Source organism: Streptomyces sp. NPDC059895, from assembly GCF_042731035.1.
Lineage (GTDB): Bacteria > Actinomycetota > Actinomycetes > Streptomycetales > Streptomycetaceae > Streptomyces.
Map to the genome: position 1 here is coordinate 65,160 of NZ_JBHWKO010000034.1, position 17,478 is coordinate 82,637.

A 17,478-nucleotide genomic window follows, 5' to 3' on the forward strand; every position below is an offset into this window, starting at 1 on the left:
CCGCGCCGGGCGGGACGGGACGGGCGGGACGGGACGGGCGGGACCGAGCCGGGCGGGCCGCACCGGGCGGGCCGCGCCGGGCCGCGGCTCGGTGCGCGGCTGATGCCCTGCCCGCGTCGACGCCAGGTGTGCGGTTCCGGCGGGTGGGGCTTTCGGCAGGTGGGACGCCCGGCAGGTGGGGCGCCCGGCAGGTCGGGTCCGCTACTCGTTCGTGAACTCTTCCACGACCGTCGCCCCCAGCTCCCGCACGATCAGTTCGTGGCCGGAGAGGGCGGACTCGTTGAGGTCGGGGTCGTCGTCCTCGGGGATGTCGTCCTCGAGGGCCACGGGTTCCGGGGCGGACGAGGGCTGCGGGCGGGGTGCCGCCGGGGCGGGGGCCGCCGTGGACGCGGACCGGGCCGGGGCGGTGTTCGGGCCGGTGGACGCGGCCGGGGAGGCGGACCGGGGAGCGCCGCCGCCACCGCCGTAGCCATCCGAGGAGCCGTAGCCGCCGGGCGTGCCCTGACCACCGCCCGGGGCGCCGCCACCGCCGCCGAAGGCGGAGGGGCTGCCGGAGCCGGAGAAGCCACCGGGACCGCCGGCACCGGACGGGCCACCGGCCCCGCCGTAGCCGCCGGCCGGGGAGGCGGCCCCGCCGTAGCCGCCGGCCGGGGAGGCGGCCCCGCCGTAGCCGCCGGAGCCGCCTGAGCCGCCGCCGGCCTCGACGATCGCCTCGATCTTCCACTGGACGTTGAACTGCTCGCCCAGCGCCTGCCGCAGCACGTCCTCGCTGCCGCTGCTCGCGAAGTTGTCGCGGGCACCGGCGCTGGCGAAGCCGAGCTGGAGTGTGGTGCCGTCGAAGCCGGTGATCTGGGCGTTCTGGCTGAGGAGGATCCAGGTGAAGCGGCGGCGGTTCTTGACCGCTTCCAGAATGTTCGGCCAGAGCGTGCGGGGGTCGAGGCCACCCGCCGGGGGTGCGTAGGCGGCGTGCGCGGAGGCGGCCGGGGTGGCGGCGGCCGGAGCGCCGGCGGGCGGGGCCGCGGGGGTCGCCGGAGGGCGGGCACCGCCGCCGCCCGCGGGAGCGGCCGTGGGCCAGCCGCCGGGGCGGCGTCCGCTGCCCACGGGAGCGGCCGCGGGCCAGGCACCCGGGGCGGGGGCCGAGGGGGCTGGGGCGGGGGCAGTAGCTGGTGCCGGGGCGGGTGCGGCCGGCGCGGCGGCGGCCGCAGGGGCGGAAGGGGGGGCGGCAGCGGGCGCAGGGGCGGGTGCGGCGGCCGGGGTTGCGGGCTGGGGCGCGGACGGGACGGGGGGCGGGGTGGTGACCTGCGGATAGGACTGGGACTGGGGCTGAGGCTGGGACTGGGACTGGGCTCCCGGTCCGCGTACCGCCGCGCGGGCGGCCGCCGCGCCGCCGCCCGGCGGGATCGGTGCGGCGGCGGGGACCCCGGCCGCCGCTCCCCCGTGGGCCTCGGGCCCGGGCACGTACCCCATGGCCGGCATCCCGGCGGCGCCGCTCGCGGAGAAGTTCACCCCGCGCTCGATGCGGTCGAGGCGGGCCATGACGGACCGCTCGTCGCCGTAGGCGGCGGGCAGCAGGACGCGCGCGCAGATCAGCTCGAGCTGGAGGCGGGGCGAGGTGGCGCCGCGCATCTCGGTGAGGCCCTCGTTGACGAGGTCGGCGGCGCGGCTGAGTTCGGCGGCGCCGAAGACACCGGCCTGGGCCTGCATCCGCTCGATGACATCGGCGGGGGCGTCGATGAGGCCCTTCTCCGCCGCGTCCGGGACGGCGGCGAGGATCACCAGATCCCGCAGCCGCTCCAGGAGGTCGGTGACGAAGCGCCGGGGGTCGTTGCCGCCCTCGATGACACGGTCCACGACCTCGAAGGCGGCGGCCCCGTCACCCGTGGCGAAGGCCTCGACAACGGAGTCGAGCAGCGAGCCGTCCGTGTACCCGAGCAGCGAGGTGGCCATGGTGTACGTCACACCGTCGGGGCCCGCGCCGGCGAGCAGCTGGTCCATGACGGACATGGAGTCACGCACGGACCCCGCCCCCGCGCGCACGACGAGCGGCAGCACCCCGTCCTGGACGGGGATGTCCTCCTTCTGACACACCGCGCCGAGGTACTCCCGCAGGGTGCCCGGCGGGACCAGGCGGAACGGGTAGTGGTGGGTCCGCGACCGGATGGTCCCGATGACCTTCTCGGGCTCGGTCGTGGCGAAGATGAACTTCAGGTGCTCCGGCGGCTCCTCGACGACCTTGAGCAGCGCGTTGAAGCCGGCCGGCGTGACCATGTGGGCCTCGTCGATGATGTAGATCTTGTAGCGGCTGCCGGCGGGCCCGAAGAAGGCCTTCTCGCGCAGGTCACGGGCGTCGTCCACACCGCCGTGCGAGGCCGCGTCGATCTCGATGACGTCGATGGACCCCGGCCCGTTCCTCGCCAGGTCCTGGCACGACTGGCACTCCCCGCAGGGAGTCGGCGTGGGCCCCTGCTCGCAGTTCAGGCACCGGGCCAGGATGCGTGCGCTGGTCGTCTTGCCACACCCGCGCGGCCCGCTGAACAGGTACGCGTGATTGACCCGGTTGTTCCGCAGCGCCTGCTGCAGCGGGTCGGTGACATGCTCCTGCCCGATGACCTCGGCGAAGGACTCCGGGCGGTAGCGGCGGTACAACGCGAGAGACGACACGCATACGAGGTTATAGGCGCCCACCGACAACCGGACTCGCCCGAGCTCCGAGACGATCGGAGCCGCCCGAGCCGCCGGGCCGCCCCTGCCGACAGCCCCCTCGGCCCCGCGGACACCCCGGGAACGCAAGCGCCCCCCACGCACCCGCCAGAGCCGACCTACCCTTGCTGCCTTCCGGCCCTGGGGGAGTTCAGTCAGATAGCGCCGCGTGAGGGGCTGCGCCAAGGCTACCTGATGTCAGGGGCAGGGAACGAGTTCGCGAGCACTCCTCTCGGTCATGTAATGTTCCCACCGGAGGATTCGCCTAGAGGCCTAGGGCGCACGCTTGGAAAGCGTGTTGGGGGCAACCCCTCACGAGTTCGAATCTCGTATCCTCCGCAGCCGCCTGAACAGGCGAAACGAAGAGCTGGACCGCTCATAGCGGTCCAGCTCTTCGGCATGCCGTGGTTGCAGTTTCGGTTGCGCTTATAGGCGACATTTAGGATGTTTCCTCAAGCAGGCAAGGCGCACGCTCACGCCCTACAGGGCGACCGGCGAAGACCCTGAGGAGCTTTGACACCGAACGCGGCCGTATCCGTCGATGCGTTGTTCACCCATCGCGGGCTGGCCTGCGGCGACTCTGGTTCTCGGCAGATCCACGCGGCTCTGTCCATGGTCCCGGGACGATATCGCCCGGTCATAGCCCGATCATCCGGACCTTGCTGCCGCACAGCCGGGTCATGTCGTCGACATCCGACGTGAGGATGGCAACCGGGCCAGGCTGGCGCAAGGCCACTTCCGCGACAGTGGCGTCGATCGCGTACTTGTGTCCGTGCAGACCGGCGCCCTTGAGCAGTTGTGCCGCCGCCTTCGCCGCCGCTTCCGTGATCGGCTCCACCTTGACCCGGGAGAGCGCCCATTGCAGTCGGGGCAGGTTCACCCTGGCGTGGCTCACCTCCACGATGGTGTTGGCGCTGACGACAAGGTCCGCTCCCATGTCGTGGAACACCTGGAACATCGCCAGAACCTTCCGGTCCTGCGCCACCCAGGCCGACAGCCCCTCACAGTCCAGGACGAAGGTCTCAATGTGCCCGCTCACGCGGCGCTCGCGCCGCCGGCGGCCGGCGTCGTACCGAAGATCCGCGCCCGCGCCTCGGCCAGCTCTTCCTCGCTGAAGGCCCCGTGCTCGTCTGTATGGCTGCGCAGGTCGGCCCCCAGGAGCTGGTGCCGGATCTGCCTGGCGACCGCTTCGGCCACGTAGCCGGAGATGTTGTCCGTGATCTTCTTCAGCTCCGCCACCTGCTCGGTGGGGAGTGTCACCGTGATGCGCGTGGTGTCTGCCATAGCCGCAAGCATACTGCGGTATGCGCGCTACGTGCTGCCTCTTCCAGCCCTCGGGGGCGGGAACAGGCAGCGGCAGGTCCAGAAGCCGGTGAGCTGGGCTCATCCTCGCCGTAGGCGTCGACGGTGGCCTCTTCGATCAACGCCTCTCAGCGCGGCTGGGTCCCAGGTGCTCATGGCCTCGCCGTAGCGCCGCACCGTACGGTTGAGGACCAGTGTGTTCAGCAGCGGCATATCCGTCGTGGCGCTGTCGCCGGCAGTCAGGCCAAGGCCCGCGGTTGCCAGCGTGTGACGTTGCCTGGTGGGGTTCGGTAGTGAGCGGGCCAGGGGAGGGTCCGGCAAGCGACAGGGCGGAAGAGAGTGGCACGAGTCGTCGTACGAGAGCCGAGTACGGGCGCGAAGAGCGCACCGCCGCTGGCCCGGCAGGAAACGTCCGCCTTCGTGAGGGAGCTACTCGGCGCAGGCTGGGCGGCGGTGTTCCTGCCCGGTGAGCCCGCCCGCCTCGGGCGGCTGCTGCTGTGGAAGCCGACCGGGGCAGCAGCCGGAGACAGTATGGCGCCCACTGGCCTTGAGACCGAGGCGGTGGAGCTGGTTCTGCCGCACGGCCGCTCGGTCAGGCGGCGCAGGGTCGAGGGTTACGCGCTGCCTGTCGCCGTCGCTGTCTCCGCCCTGGCCAATGCGGAGCCGACGCATCCCTCCGGCGCCGCCTGGCAGGCCGCCACTCGCTTCGCGCTGCGGCTGCTCGCCGACGGCCGCCTCCACCCGGCGCTCACCCCCGCCGGTTACGACACCTGGCGGGTGGGTCCCTGCACCGCCGCCCAGCGCCAGACGCTGGACGCCCTGGCCGCCGCCTTCCCGCCACACGCCCACTGCCTGCCCGAGCCTGGCCCTGCTCCGGTACGGATCGCCGAACCGGCTGCGCTGGTACGCCAGTTCTGCGACGCGGTCGCCGATGATCTGGTCCGTACGCCGGCCGCGCCGCTCGCCATGGGAGCGCTGCCGTACGCCTGGCGCGAGACCCGCGCCGTGCCCGCCTTGCGTGAATGGGCCGAGGAAACCCAGGCGGCGCTCACCGCCGAGGTCGGTGTCTCCCTGCGCGTCGATGTACCTGCAGGACGCCGACGGCAGTTCCGTGCCGTCCTGCAACTGCACACCGCGGCGGACCCGGCGCTCGTCATCGAGGCCGCACGACTCTGGAGCGAGCCGACCGAAGTAGAGCGGCTGCTCGGCCCACGCGCCGACAGCGAGACCCTTCTCGCCCTGCGCCGCGGCGCCCGCGCCTGGCACCCGCTGCGGAGGCTGCTCAACGATGCCGCTCCCGATCAGCTCCGGTTGACCGACGACGAAGCCTTCGATCTCCTCGGGGACGCCACGAACGCGCTGCGCGCGGCCGGTGTCGACGTGCACTGGCCGCGCGACCTGGTCAAGGCGCTCACCGCGACCGCGGAGATCGGGCAGCGCACCGCCCCCGGTTCCACCGCGGGCGGCCTGCTGGACACCGAGGCACTCCTCGACTTCCGCTGGCAAATCTCCCTGGGCGGCGAGCCGCTCACCGAGGCCGAGATGGACGCTCTCGCAGAGTCACGCCGTCCCCTCGTCCGGCTTCGCGACCAGTGGGTGGTCGCCGACCCGAAGCTGGTGGCCCGTGCCAAGCGACGCCGGATGGAACCGCTCACCCCCATGGAGGCGTTGAGCGCCGCGCTGACCGGCGAGACCGAGCAGGACGGTGACCGGGTCCCCTGTGCGGCGGTTGGTGCGCTCGGCGACTTGGTCGCTCGTATCCGCGATCCCGAGTCCCGCACCCCCGTGCCCCAGCCCACCGCGCTCAGGGGCACGTTGCGCGAGTACCAGAAGCGGGGCCTGGCCTGGCTGGCCGAGATGTGCGCACTCGGCCTCGGCGGCTGCCTCGCCGACGACATGGGCCTGGGCAAGACCATCACCCTGCTCGCTCTGCACCTGCACCGCCAGACCGACCCCGCCACCGCCGGCCCCACGCTCGTCGTCTGCCCCACCTCCCTGCTCGGCAACTGGCAGCGCGAGGCGGCCAGGTTCGCGCCTTCCATCCCCGTGCGCCGCTACCACGGCGGCGACCGCCACCTGAAGGACCTCGCCGGTGACGAGATCGTCCTGGTCACCTACGGCGTCCTGCGCCGCGACCGGGAGACCCTCACCGAGCACGCATGGTCGCTGATCGCCGCCGACGAGGCACAGCACGTCAAGAACCCCTACGCCGTCACCGCCCGTGAGCTGCGCGCCCTGCCCGCCCGCGCCCGCGTCGCCCTCACCGGCACCCCCGTGGAGAACAACCTTTCCGAACTGTGGGCGCTCCTCGACTGGACCACCCCCGGACTCCTCGGCCCGCTCACGGCCTTCCGCGACCGGCACGCCCGAGCGATCGAGTCGGGCGAGGACCCACAGGCTGCCGACCGGCTGTCCCGTCTTGTCCGCCCGTTCCTGCTGCGCCGCAGGAAGTCCGACCCGGGCATCGCACCCGAACTGCCCGCCAAGACCGAAACCGACCGCGTCGTACCTCTGACCGCAGAGCAGGCAAGCCTGTACGAGGCAGTGGTCCGCGAAACCATGGCGAAGATCGCCGAAGCCGAGGGCATCGCCCGCCGCGGTCTGGTTCTGAAGCTCCTCACCGCGCTGAAGCAGATCTGCAACCACCCCGCCCAGTACCTGCGCCAGTCGACACCGCTGCGCGGCCGGTCCGGCAAGCTCGACCTGCTCGACGAACTGATCGACACCATCACCGCCGAGGGCGAGTCGGTGCTGGTCTTCACCCAGTACAAGCAGATGGCGACCCTGCTGGAGAAGCACCTCGCAGAGCGAGGAGTCCCCACCCTCTTCCTGCACGGCGGTACCCACGTCACCGCGCGCGAGGAGATGGTGGACCGCTTCCAGCGCGGCGAGGTGCCGGTGTTCCTGCTCTCCCTCAAGGCCGCGGGCACCGGCCTCAACCTCACCCGCGCCACCCACGTCGTGCACTACGACCGCTGGTGGAACCCGGCCGTCGAAGACCAGGCCACCGACCGCGCCTACCGCATCGGCCAGGACAAGCCCGTACAGGTCCACAAACTCCTCGCGGAGGGCACCGTGGAGGACAAGGTGGCGAAGCTTCTCGAGTCCAAGCGCGCGCTCGCCGACGCCGTCGTCGGCTCCGGTGAGGCCGCCCTGACCGAACTGTCCGATGCCGACCTCGCCGAACTCGTCGCCCTGGGGAGGCAGACATGAGCCCTTCGTTTCCCGGCCAGCGCCGCGCGCCCGCCCGCGGCAGGCATGCCTTCGCCGCGACCTGGTGGGGCCAGGCATGGGTGACGGCCCTGGAGGACTCCACCCTGGACTCGGGACGCCTGTCCCGCGGACGCACCTACGCACGCCAGGGCATGGTCGGCGCCGTCACCATCGCCCCCGGCCAGGTCAAAGCCGCCGTCCAGGGCAGCAGGCCCCGCCCCTACCGCTGCGCCGTCCACCTGCCCGTCCTCACCGACCCCCAGTGGGACGCCCTGTTCGACACGATCGCGGCCCGCGCCGGACATCTCGCGGCACTTCTCGACGACGAGATGTCCGCCGAACTCGTAGACGACGCCCGGCACGCAGGCGTCCCACTGCTCCCACTGCCCACCGAGCTCGATCCGGAGTGCTCCTGCCCCGACTGGGGACACCCCTGCAAGCACGCCGCCGCGCTCTGCTACGCCATCGCCGCCACCATCGACACCGACCCATTCGTTCTCTTCACGCTGCGCGGCCGCGGTCGCGAGGAGGTCTTCGCCCAGCTACGCGCACGCCGTACGGCAGCGCAGGAGACCGCCGCCCCACCGGCACCTGCCGGCACCCCGGCCGCCGCCGCGTACGCCCACTGGGCCGAAGAGCCCCCCGCACTGCCCGAACTCCCGGAACCCGCCGCCTACACCACAGCATTGCCCGTCGCCCCGCCCCCCGGCACCGGCCTGGCCGCCGCGGACCTGGCACGCCTCATGGCCGATGCCACCGCGCGCGCCGCCCGGCTCCTCGCGGGCGACACCGCCGACCTGCACCTGACCCAGCACCAGGACGCCGTCCGCATCGCCGCAAGCAACCCCGGACCTGAGTGGTTCCACCACCTGATCCAGAACACCGGCGCCAAACCCACTGCCTTCGCACGTCTCACCCGCGCCTGGCGTCACGGCGGTCCCACGGGCATCATCGTCGCCGAACAGGCCTACGCCCCCGATCCGACGGTGATGAAGACCGCCCGTACCGCCGTGGACGCGGCCCTCGCCGAGATGACCGACTCCCCCACACACCTCAGAACCTGGCGCAACCGCCTCACCCTCACCCACCACGGCATCCAGCTGCGTCTGGGCCCTGACGCCCGCTGGTACCCCTACCTCCGGGACGACGACGGCGACGGCGAATGGTGGCCCACGGCACCAGCCGACAGTGACCCGGTCACCGCGCTCACCGCGGCCTGGTCGCGGAACGGGAAGTAAGGAGGCGATTCCCCGCTGGCCAGGAACCACGAGCAGAAGCTGGACACACTCACGCTGCTCCCACTTCCGTAGTTGCAGTTCTGGTTGCATTCACCGGCGTACAGCACCGTTCAGAACCCCCGCCCGGACCAGCTGCACCGCAGGCCAGAACGCCCCCGCACACCCCAGGACCCCCAGACGAACATTGGGAAAGCGTGTTGGGGGCAACCCCTCACGAGTTCGAATCTCGTATCCTCCGCCAGTGCCACACCGGGCACGATGTCGAAGGGCCCCACCGTTCGCGGTGGGGCCCTTCGACGTTGTCCGTCTCGGTTTCCGTCTCGGTTTCCGTCTCGGTTTCCGTCTCGGTTTCCGTCTCGGTTTCCGTCTCAGTTCACCGATCTGCCGACATCCGGTTCGGCCGGATGCGATGCTGCGCGCCATGTTCATGATCGTCACGACATCGGCTGCCGCCTCATCCGACCCGACAGGGGTCCTGATCTTCCTCGCGGCCCTGGGAGCCGCAGCCGTCTGCGTCGGAGCAAGGTGGGCCTTCAACCTGCGCGGTGCCGTTGACGCAACGTTGGCGCGAAGACGAGCTGCCCTGGAACTGAGGGGCCGGCGCACAGGCGATCTGAGCCTCGCGGACACCGAGAGCCTCGGCCCCGGATTCTTCAAGTTCATGGGCAGCGTCATCGCCGTGGGGGGACTCGCCTTGCTGGCACTGAGCCTGATCCTCGCAACCACCTGAGCGGGTTCCCAACCCGTGATCGGGTCGATCGCCCCGTCAGGGACACCTGTCGGCCGTGCGGGCCCTTCGGCCTGTCCGGGGAGTACGCTGAAATCACCGAGGATATTTCGCGCACCGGCTTCCACGCCCGTGTCGTTTTCGGCGATCTAATAAGCCGGGCCGGCTGTCGCCGGTCCGGGGCAGGGTCCGCGTCATGACTGCGACCATCTCCCCCTCGCCGACACGGGAAGACCGGCGCTCCTCGCCCTCTCTCCGCCTGTCGCTCGCTCCCGTCGGTTCCGCACCGGCTCTGCTGGACGGCGCCTGGTGGCCCCGTTCCCGCGATCTGATGGCGGAACTCCCCGCCCTGACCGCCGTACTGGATCCGCTGTGGGGGCGGATCACCCGGGTCACGGTGAATCCCACCCACTGGCCGGTCGTCCCGCGCAAGGTGCCCGTCGCCGGGCATGTCGTGAACGTCGGCTGGTTCCTTCCCGAGCAGGATCCGCACGAGCTGCTGCTGCTCTCGTACCACGTGGGCCGCTGGAACCTGCTGGTGATCCCGCCGCAGACGGCACCCGCCCCGGCCGCCTGGCTGATGGCCGCCGCGAGCGACCCGAGGGCGACGTCGACCGCGAGCCGGTTGGTGGAGGAGGCGGCCCGGCTGCGAACGGTGTCCGAGACGGACCGGGCGGTGGCGGCGACGGCGACGGCGGTCTGGGACTCCGAAGGAGGACACGCGGCCCGCGATGCGGCCGTGCGGCCACGGATCCCGGCCGTCACCGCAGCGCTGCCGCTTCAGCCGGCGGGGCGGTGAACACCATGGAGACCTTCGTGACCGTGGTCGCGATCCTTGCGCTGATCGCCCTGGGCGTGCTCCTCATCCACCTGCTCAACGCCCAGCACAGCGACCGGATCGCCGCTTTCCACTACGCCCGCTACGGAATGCCTGTCGCGGGGCCCGCCCCGCCGGTCCCCCGTAGGCCGCGTGACCGGGCGCGGGCGAGCGGCAGCGGCGCCCGCCCCGGCCATCGCGACGACGACGGCGGACGCGGGCGGCTGCGCGCCGGGCACCGCACCCGCGGGGGAAGGGGATGAGCCTCATTCCCCGTCAGGCGGGTGGATGACACCGGCTTCCCCGCTGACGACCGGCTCGCCCGCACGCGTCGCGACGGCTTCGGCCGGTCAGGACGGCGACGACATCGCGGACGATGCAGAGGGGAGCGCGAGCAGCCCGTACACCCCTTGCACGCCCGTACCCCGCGTCACCACTCACGCCCTTCACGGCGGCATGCCACGAGGCCGGGATCCGGCCCTGTCGCGCGCGGCGCTTCGACGGGACGTCCGAACCGAGGAGCCATGGCCCTTCCCCAGCTGAACGTCCGTCGCCACGACCACGACACCCGCGCCCTGATCACCCTCGCAGGAGAGATCGACCTGGCCACGGCCCCGCTCGTGCGCGCCGCAGTGGCCGCATGCCTGCGCGACGGCATCCGTAGCGTCGACGTCGACCTCACAGGGGTCACCTTCTGTGACGCCAGCGGCCTCAACGCCTTCCTCCTGGCGTCGCGGCTCGCCACCGAGGCCGGAACGACCCTGCGACTGCACCATCCGCCGCCGGCCATGACCCGCATCCTCGACATCACCGGCTCCGGATTTCTCCTCGACTCGTTCCACGCCGCACGGCAATCAGAGCGTCGGACACCCGCTGTCCCGACAGGTGCACCGTGACGGTCCCGGCGGTGTTCGTGGGGGACCACTCCGCTCACCGTACGATCCGCACCCTCGCCGTCTCGCTCACCTGGTCGATCTCCGACGTCCGTACCGTCACCTTCATCTCCCAGGTGCCGGGGAGGGGCAGGGTGAAGGAGGTCGCGGTCCAGTAGCCACCGCGGTCGGTGAGCCTGGCGTCGAGGGGGCCGATGTCCTGGCCGGGGAGGGTGAACGCGACGCGGAGTTCGGGGACGGCGGCGAAACCGCCGTCGGGGCCGTAGACCACGGCCTGGACCGAGTTGCTCCCCACGCGGCCGGGATCGAGGGTGATCTGTACCGTGCCGCGGCCGCCGGTGGCGCCGGCGTCGAAGGGGACCGTGGTGACGGAGGCGACGGGCAGGCCGGTGGACCGCTCGGCGGTGGCCGCCTCGGCCTCCGCGCGGGCCGGCAGGGTGCCCGTCAGCACGGTGGTGAGCCCGAGCACCACCACGGAGACGACGACCTCGGCCAGGACGGAACGCCGCAGGGCACGGCGGTGGGCGTCCTCGGGCGGGGTGAGGGACGGGCCATCGGGCGGGGTGAGGGACTGTTCCTCGGACGGGGTCAGCGGCGGCTCGCCGGGCGGGGGTGTGTCCGGCGGGGAGAGGTGGCCGCCGGAGGGCTGCGGGACTCGGTCCCGCACCTGTGCCCGGGGGGTCGTACCCGCGTGTGCTGCCGCCGTCACCGGCGTCTTCGCCGTCGCCGCGGTCTCCGTCGCCGTCGCGGTCACCGTCACCGTCGTTGCCGTCGCCGCGGTCACCGTCGCCGCGGTCACCGTCGCCGTGGCCGTCGTTGTCGTTGTCGTCGTCGCCGATGTCTTCGACCGCATCCGCGTCCCGTCCTCCGTCTCCGCCAGCCGGGCGGTCCATCGCCGGGACAGCGCGCCCGCCGTGAGGAGCAGTGCCACCGCGGCCAGCTTGGCGAGCAGGAGCCGGCCGTACGGGGTGTCCGTCAGCGCGCCGAGGGAGCCGAGGCCGCGCCAGGACTGGTAGACGCCGGTGACCGCCAGGACGGCGACCGAGGCGGCGGCCAGTCGGGAGAAGCGGGCCGCCACGCGGGCCGGGAGGGCGTCCCGGCGGAGCAGGGTCAGCAGGGCCGTCAGGCCACCGAGCCAGGCCGCCGTCGCCAGCAGGTGCAGCACCGACGACGCCATCGCCGCCGGGACCTGGATGCCGGCCGACGCGTGTTCGGCGGCCGCCCAGGTCAGGGCGAGGGCCACGGCGAGGACGGCGCCGGCGGCGAGGGCCGTCCGGGGGATCCGCTCGCGCCCGCGCTGCTGTACGAGGAGGACGGCGGCCACGGCCAGCAGGGCCAGCCGTACCGCCAGGGCGAGGCCGGGGCGGCCGGTCAGGGTGCGGGTCAGGCCGGACGGGTCCAGCGCCTGGGCCGGGCCCGCGCCCGTCTCGTAGGGGGCGCGCAGCAGGAGCAGCAGGACGGTCGAGCCGGTGAGGACGGCCCAGCCCGCGAGCAGCGGTCGGCGCAGGGGGCGGGGGTCCGGCGGGCGGCAGACGGCGAGGAACGCCGCCGTACCGATGAGGACGGCCGCCGCGCCGTACGCCAGATAGCGGCCGATCTTGAAGAGGCCGGCGGTGGCCGGGTCCTCGGCGGGGCCGGCGGGCAGGGTGGCGCGGGTCGCGGACGGTGCGCCGACGGAGAAGGTGAAGGCGCCGCCGATCGGGTGGCTGTCGGCGGACACCACCCGCCAGGCCACCGTGTAGGTGCCGTCGCCGAGCGTGGGGGGCAGGGTGATCCGCGCGGTGTCCGCCCGGCCCTGCGCGTGCCGTGCCGGGCCCGTCTCGACGCGCCGGTTGTCGGGGTCGAGGACGCGGAGGGAGTCGTCGAGCAGGCCGACGGACTCGGTGAAGGTCAGGGTGAGGGCGCGGGGCGCGGCCCGGACGACGGATCCGTCGGCGGGGTCGGTGTCGCGGAGGGCTGCGTGGGCGGATGCCCGGCCCGCGCCCGGGAGGAGGAGCAGGACCAGCAGGGCGCCAAGCAGCACCAGCCCCTGAAGCCGCCGGCCTCGCCTGCCTCGCCGGTCTCGCCTGCCTCGCCGGTCTCGCCGGTCTCGTGGTCCCGCCGTCCCGGTGCCTGTGCCGCTCGGGCCGCCTCCGAGGCCCTTGCCGGTCGACCGTGCGGCTCCCGGGGCTCCCGGGGCTCCCGGGGTTCTCGAGGTCGCCGTCGTCCCGTCCCGCCGTCCGTCGTCGTGCCCTTCGCTCACGCAACCGCTCCGTACCTCGGACTCGTGTGCTCGGGGATACGTACGGACGGCGGACCGGTCCTGCTCACCACGACGGCCGGGCCGAGACCCCGCCGTCCACCACCAGGTCGTGGCCGGTGATCCAGGAGGCGAGCGGGGAGGCGAGGAAGACGCAGGCGTCGCCGACGTCCTCCGGGCGGCCCAGCCGGCCGACGGCGACCGCCTCGCGCCACCGCCGCACGCCCTCGGGCCAGGCCTCGGCGAGGCCCTCCCGTTCGATCAGGCCGGGCGAGACGGTGTTGACGCGGATGCCCCAGGAGCCGTACTCCCGTGCCGCCGCGCGGGCGTGCGTCACGACCGCCGCCTTCGAGGTGGCGTAGTGGGCGTGGTGCTCGGCGGGCCGTCCGGCCTCGACCGAGGCGATGTGGGTGACGGTGCCGCCGCCGTCCTGTCCGCGCATGACCGCGGCGGCGGCCTGGGTGCAGGAGAAGACGCTGGTCAGGTTGGTGTCGAGGACGGTCCGCCAGTCGGCGTCGGACATGTCCGCCAGTGCCTGGACGGGCTGTACGCCCGCGTTGTTGACCAGGGCGGTCAGCCGTCCGCCGCCCCACTCGGCGGCCTCCCGCACGAGCCGCCGGCACTCCTCGGGACGGGCCAGGTCGGCCTGGAGGACGACCGCCCGGCGGCCCGTCCCGACGACCGCGCGGGCGGCGTCACGCGCCGCCTCCAGGCCCCGGTGGCAGTGCAGCGCCACGTCCGCCCCCTCCTGTGCGAACCGCAGCGCGATCCCCCGGCCGAGTCCACCGCTCGCTCCCGTGACCAGGGCCACCTGGCCCGACAGCAACGTCATGGACGGCAGAGTTCCGTGATCAGGGCCGCCCGGTCCGGGTGGCGCGCCGTGAGGTCGGCCGCGTCGCCGTGCTCGTAGTCCCCGTAGGTGAACCCGGGGGCCATGGTGCATCCGAAGAACGTCCAGGCGCCGCCCGCGGTGACCCGCGCGCCCATCCAGGTGCGCGCGGGGACGGTGAGCTGCGGATGCTGGCCACCGAGGACGTCCGGGCCGAGCACGGCCGTCCGGGAGGACCCGTCGGGGGCGAGGAGCAGCAGCTCCAGCGGGTCGCCCAGGTAGTGGTGCCAGACCTCGTCGGCGGGCAGGCGGTGCAGGGCCGAGAAGTCGTCCGCGGTGAGCAGGGCGACGATCGCGGAACCGGCGGCCCGGCCGTCCGGCCCCTCGGGGCCGGTCCAGCTACGGCGGAACAGTCCGCCCTCGCGGGGGATCGGCTCCATCCCGTAGTGGGCGACGAGGTCTTCGGGGGTCACCGGGCCTGGAGAGGTCACCCGGGGAAGGCTACCTCCCGGCGGAGGAAGGCCAGTTGAGCCTTCTTCTCCGGCAGGTACACGTCGGGCAGGTCGATCTCCGGCAGGGTGACGAGCGGCCCCGCCTCGAATCCGTGCCGCAGGAAACGGCCGACCGCCTTCTCGTTGCGCACGTCCGGGTCCACCACGATCCGCCGCCGGTCCAGCCCGATCAGCGCGTACGCCGTGAAGACGTCCAGCAGTGCCGACGTCCAGCCCGGTCGCGGGCCGTCGCCGCCGGCCGGCGCGAGGAGCAGGTGGATGCCGATGTCCCCGGGCTCGACCACGTAGCACTCGCTGACCCGGTCCTCCGTGGGCTCGTACGTCTGGAACAGGGCCACCGGGGTGCCGTCCAGCTCGGCGAGGAAGGCGTGGTGGGTGTCCAGGCCGGCCATGTGGGCGTAGACCTCGGCGACCTGGTCGCGCGTCAGACCGGTCATGCCCCAGAACGCGGCCCGCTCCTCACGCACCCAGCCGTGGACGACGTCCGCGTCCCCCTCGGCGTCGAGGGGCCGGATGCCGACGGTGCCGAAGCCGTCGGCCTTCCGCTCGAACACGTAGGTGGACGGGCGCTCGGACCCGTTCTGGGAGGGGTGCCCGGACGGCTGTCCGGACGCTGTCCCGTGCATGATCTCGGACGGCTGTCCGGACGCGGTCCCGTGCATGATCTCGGACGGCTGTCCGGACGCGGTCCCGTGCATGATCTCGGACGGCTGTCCGGACGCGGTCCCGTGCATGGTCTCGGACGGGTGCTCGGGCGTGGTCCCGGAGCCGGGGCTGTCAGACATCGCTCTCCTTCTTCAGCTGCGCCCAGTCGGTGACGACCGGGGCCAGCTCGCCCGTGAGCCAGAGGGGCAGCTGGTCGTGGTGGTGGGGGCTGTCGGGGCGGCCGTCGGCACCGTAGGGCACGACCCAGGAGCTGTCCTCGCGGCGGGCCAGGTCCCAGACGTAGCGGGCGGCCGGGCCGCGGGCGGCGAGGTCGGTCCAGCCGGGCACGGCGGAGGTGCACAGCACGCAGTCGTGGTCGCCGGAGAGGGCCGGGGCCTCCTGCTCGGGGTCGGGCAGGGCCCGCCAGGGGGCGAGGCGGTGCGTGTCGCCCCAGCGGGCGGCCGGCTGCCCGGCGACCTCCTCGACGGCCTCCCGGACCAGGGCGGTCCGGTCGATGCCGTACAGCTCCTCGGCGCGCAGGAGGTGTTCGAGGGCGAAGCCGACGCGGGGGAGCAGGGCCAGCCAGGGCAGGAAGACGTCGGGGTAGGCGGGCGGGGCGGTCAGCGGCGCGAAGGCCGGCTGGGCGGCGAGGCGGCGGACGAGCGCGCCGCGCAGGGCCGCGTACCGTGCGGCCTCCTGGCTGCCGGCGTCCATGTGGCGGTCCCAGCGCAGGAGGTGCTCGCGCAGGTCGGCCGCCGGGCCGGTCAGGTCGTCCAGGGCGGCGAGGTGGTCCAGCAGGGGGGCCGCGGACGCCAGGTGGGTGTCCATGTGGATCCCGGGCATGTCGGCCGCGGACCAGTCGCGGCGCCGGTCCAGCAGTTCCCGGATGCGGTCGGCGCGGTGGGGCGGGGCGAACTCGACGCCGAGCGGGCCGGCGGGGCCGCGCTGGTTGGCCATGACGGCGATGCCGTCGGTGAGCCCGGCGCGGGGGGTCTCGTGCCAGCCGGTCCACTCGTGGCCGGGTTCCCAGGCCGCCACCAGCCGGGTGCGGTTGGCCTCGGAGCGGACCGGTACGCGGCCCGCGACCCGGTGCAGCAGCCCGCCCTCGGTGTCGGCGGCCTGGACGACGTTGACGGGCTCGGCCCAGACGTCGAAGGCGCGGTCCACGTCGGCGACCCGGCGGGCGCGCAGCAGGGGCAGCAGGGCGCCGAAGCCCAGGTCGCCGGTGACGCGGGGCGGGTAGCGCAGGGCGAGGGCGAGCGGGGTGCCGTCGTCGAGGCCCTCCGGGCCGCCGGCGATCACCGGGCCGCGCTCGGTCTCCAGGACCTCCACCTCGACGGTCTCCTCGCCCGCCACGCGGACCAGTTCGGTGTGCCGGGCGACGCGCCGCCAGCTGCCGTCCGGGCCGAGGGCCTCGACGCCGGCGCCGGTGCGGCGCAGCCGTTCGCGGTAGAGGTCCTGGTAGTCGGCCATGGCGTTGGTGATGGCCCAGGCGACCGTGCCGGTGTGCCCGAAGTGGGCGATGCCGGGGACGCCCGGCACGGCGAGCCCGACGACGTCGAACTCGTCGCAGGCCAGCCGGATCTGCTGGTAGACGCCGGGGTCCTCGACGAAACGGTGCGGATCACCGGCGATGACGGCCTGCCCGGTGCGGGTGCGCTCGCCGGCGACCAGCCAGCCGTTGCTTCCGGAGGTGCCGGGGCCGTCGGTGGCGAACAGCCCGACGGCGTCCGGACCGAGGTGGCGGACGGCCTCCTCGCGCCAGAGCTTGGCCGGGAACCCGGCGAAGAGGATGTGGGTGGAGAGCCAGACGGCGAGCGGGGTCCAGGGCTCCCAGCGGCCGGGGGCGAGGCCGACGCGCGCGAACTCGGGGGCCGGGGCACCGGCGCCGTCGAGACCTTCGCCGGCGCCGTCCAGGCCCTCGTTGACGCCGTCCAGGCCTTCGTTGACGCCGTCGACGTAGGCGCGTACCCATTCGGCGGTCTCCGGGTCCCGCTCCTCCAGGGTGGTGAAGCAGCGCCGGGCCGTGTCGTCGAGGCGGGCACGGCGCACGAAGCGGTCCCAGGAGAGGGCCTCGGGGCCGAGGAAGGACGCCGAGGTGCCGCGGACGCGGTGGCGTTCGACCTCCAGCTGCCAGGCGCGGTCGCGCGCGGTCACCCGTCCCTGGAGGCGGGCGAGGTCCCGGGCGCTGCCGGCGCGCAGGTGCGGAATGCCCCAGGGGTCCCGGAAGACGCCGCCAGGAAGGTCGGTCTCGCTCGTCACCCTGCAGCTCCTCATATCTTTAGGTAAGCCTTACCTAACAATTCGTGCAGAAATCGTACGTGAGGGGTGAAGGGGCCATGGCGCTGGGGCGGGGTCGGGGT

14 protein-coding genes, 1 tRNA gene and 1 other RNA gene are annotated in these 17,478 nt (G+C 73.4%); 7 read left to right on the plus strand and 9 right to left on the minus strand.

The window, feature by feature from the left end:
• Positions 1 to 201: 201 nt before the first annotated feature.
• Entirely contained in the window at positions 202 to 2,661 is a 2,460-nt protein-coding gene (locus tag ACFV9M_RS30285) for a DNA polymerase III subunit gamma and tau (protein ID WP_385102576.1), read from the minus strand.
• A gap of 122 nt (positions 2,662 to 2,783) precedes the next feature.
• An RNA gene (gene ffs, locus ACFV9M_RS30290) (signal recognition particle sRNA small type) lies at positions 2,784 to 2,882 on the minus strand.
• Between the two features lie 72 nt (positions 2,883 to 2,954).
• Here ffs and ACFV9M_RS30295 point away from each other — a divergent pair.
• Positions 2,955 to 3,039 (plus strand) — tRNA-Ser (locus tag ACFV9M_RS30295).
• A gap of 298 nt (positions 3,040 to 3,337) precedes the next feature.
• On the opposite strand, the gene ACFV9M_RS30300 is transcribed toward ACFV9M_RS30295, so the two are convergent.
• Both ACFV9M_RS30300 and ACFV9M_RS30305 read right to left on the minus strand, forming a co-directional pair.
• The gene (locus tag ACFV9M_RS30300; RefSeq protein ID WP_385076954.1) at positions 3,338 to 3,739 is read right to left on the minus strand and encodes a DNA-binding protein; all 402 of its coding nucleotides are present in this window, start codon (positions 3,737 to 3,739) and stop codon (positions 3,338 to 3,340) included.
• The gene (locus ACFV9M_RS30305) at positions 3,736 to 3,984 is read right to left on the minus strand and encodes a hypothetical protein (protein ID WP_316771341.1); all 249 of its coding nucleotides are present in this window, start codon (positions 3,982 to 3,984) and stop codon (positions 3,736 to 3,738) included. The genes ACFV9M_RS30300 and ACFV9M_RS30305 overlap by 4 nt, the downstream gene beginning before the upstream one ends.
• Before the next feature lie 438 nt (positions 3,985 to 4,422).
• Between ACFV9M_RS30305 and ACFV9M_RS30310 the strand changes: the two genes are divergently transcribed.
• From ACFV9M_RS30310 to ACFV9M_RS30335, 6 genes are all read left to right on the plus strand, one after another.
• Positions 4,423 to 7,215 carry an SNF2-related protein gene (locus ACFV9M_RS30310; protein WP_385076958.1) on the plus strand — a complete coding sequence of 931 codons (2,793 nt, stop codon included), beginning with the start codon at positions 4,423 to 4,425 and terminating at the stop codon, positions 7,213 to 7,215.
• Positions 7,212 to 8,453, plus strand: a complete 1,242-nt coding sequence (locus ACFV9M_RS30315; RefSeq protein WP_385076960.1) for an SWIM zinc finger family protein — start codon at positions 7,212 to 7,214, stop codon at positions 8,451 to 8,453. The genes ACFV9M_RS30310 and ACFV9M_RS30315 overlap by 4 nt, the downstream gene beginning before the upstream one ends.
• A 421-nt stretch (positions 8,454 to 8,874) precedes the next feature.
• Positions 8,875 to 9,183, plus strand: a complete 309-nt coding sequence (locus ACFV9M_RS30320; RefSeq protein WP_385076963.1) for a hypothetical protein — start codon at positions 8,875 to 8,877, stop codon at positions 9,181 to 9,183.
• Positions 9,184 to 9,376: 193 nt separating this feature from the next.
• Entirely contained in the window at positions 9,377 to 9,979 is a 603-nt protein-coding gene (locus tag ACFV9M_RS30325) for a DUF5994 family protein (RefSeq protein ID WP_385076965.1), read from the plus strand.
• Between the two features lie 5 nt (positions 9,980 to 9,984).
• On the plus strand, positions 9,985 to 10,260 hold the full coding sequence (locus ACFV9M_RS30330) for a hypothetical protein (protein ID WP_385076968.1): 276 nt from the start codon (positions 9,985 to 9,987) through the stop codon (positions 10,258 to 10,260).
• Positions 10,261 to 10,521: 261 nt separating this feature from the next.
• Positions 10,522 to 10,893, plus strand: a complete 372-nt coding sequence (locus tag ACFV9M_RS30335) for an STAS domain-containing protein (RefSeq protein ID WP_385076971.1) — start codon at positions 10,522 to 10,524, stop codon at positions 10,891 to 10,893.
• A gap of 34 nt (positions 10,894 to 10,927) precedes the next feature.
• Here ACFV9M_RS30335 and ACFV9M_RS30340 read toward each other — a convergent pair whose 3' ends face one another.
• The 5 genes from ACFV9M_RS30340 to ACFV9M_RS30360 form a co-directional block, all read right to left on the minus strand.
• Positions 10,928 to 12,913 (minus strand): copper resistance protein CopC, encoded by a 1,986-nt coding sequence (locus ACFV9M_RS30340; RefSeq protein ID WP_385076974.1) that lies wholly within the window; start codon positions 12,911 to 12,913, stop codon positions 10,928 to 10,930.
• Positions 12,914 to 13,196: 283 nt separating this feature from the next.
• Positions 13,197 to 13,961, minus strand: a complete 765-nt coding sequence (locus tag ACFV9M_RS30345) for an SDR family NAD(P)-dependent oxidoreductase (RefSeq protein ID WP_385076977.1) — start codon at positions 13,959 to 13,961, stop codon at positions 13,197 to 13,199.
• A complete protein-coding gene (locus ACFV9M_RS30350) occupies positions 13,958 to 14,398 on the minus strand; it encodes a cupin domain-containing protein (protein WP_385102580.1) in 441 nt (146 codons plus the stop codon). Before ACFV9M_RS30350 ends, ACFV9M_RS30345 begins: the two co-directional genes overlap by 4 nt.
• A gap of 47 nt (positions 14,399 to 14,445) precedes the next feature.
• A complete protein-coding gene (locus tag ACFV9M_RS30355; protein WP_385077013.1) occupies positions 14,446 to 15,096 on the minus strand; it encodes a GNAT family N-acetyltransferase in 651 nt (216 codons plus the stop codon).
• Between the two features lie 151 nt (positions 15,097 to 15,247).
• The gene (locus ACFV9M_RS30360; protein ID WP_385076980.1) at positions 15,248 to 17,377 is read right to left on the minus strand and encodes a penicillin acylase family protein; all 2,130 of its coding nucleotides are present in this window, start codon (positions 17,375 to 17,377) and stop codon (positions 15,248 to 15,250) included.
• Between the last annotated feature and the right edge of the window lie 101 nt (positions 17,378 to 17,478).

Bases quoted from the DNA above. Each gene is read 5' to 3' on its own strand.
- ACFV9M_RS30325 (WP_385076965.1), top strand. From the start codon at position 9,377: ATGACTGCGACCATCTCCCCCTCGCCGACACGGGAAGACCGGCGCTCC.
- ACFV9M_RS30345 (WP_385076977.1), bottom strand. From the start codon at position 13,961: ATGACGTTGCTGTCGGGCCAGGTGGCCCTGGTCACGGGAGCGAGCGGT.
- ACFV9M_RS30350 (WP_385102580.1), bottom strand. From the start codon at position 14,398: ATGGAGCCGATCCCCCGCGAGGGCGGACTGTTCCGCCGTAGCTGGACC.
- ACFV9M_RS30355 (WP_385077013.1), bottom strand. From the start codon at position 15,096: ATGCACGGGACAGCGTCCGGACAGCCGTCCGGGCACCCCTCCCAGAAC.
- ACFV9M_RS30330 (WP_385076968.1), top strand. From the start codon at position 9,985: ATGGAGACCTTCGTGACCGTGGTCGCGATCCTTGCGCTGATCGCCCTG.
- ACFV9M_RS30335 (WP_385076971.1), top strand. From the start codon at position 10,522: ATGGCCCTTCCCCAGCTGAACGTCCGTCGCCACGACCACGACACCCGC.
- ACFV9M_RS30320 (WP_385076963.1), top strand. From the start codon at position 8,875: ATGTTCATGATCGTCACGACATCGGCTGCCGCCTCATCCGACCCGACA.
- ACFV9M_RS30315 (WP_385076960.1), top strand. From the start codon at position 7,212: ATGAGCCCTTCGTTTCCCGGCCAGCGCCGCGCGCCCGCCCGCGGCAGG.
- ACFV9M_RS30305 (WP_316771341.1), bottom strand. From the start codon at position 3,984: ATGGCAGACACCACGCGCATCACGGTGACACTCCCCACCGAGCAGGTG.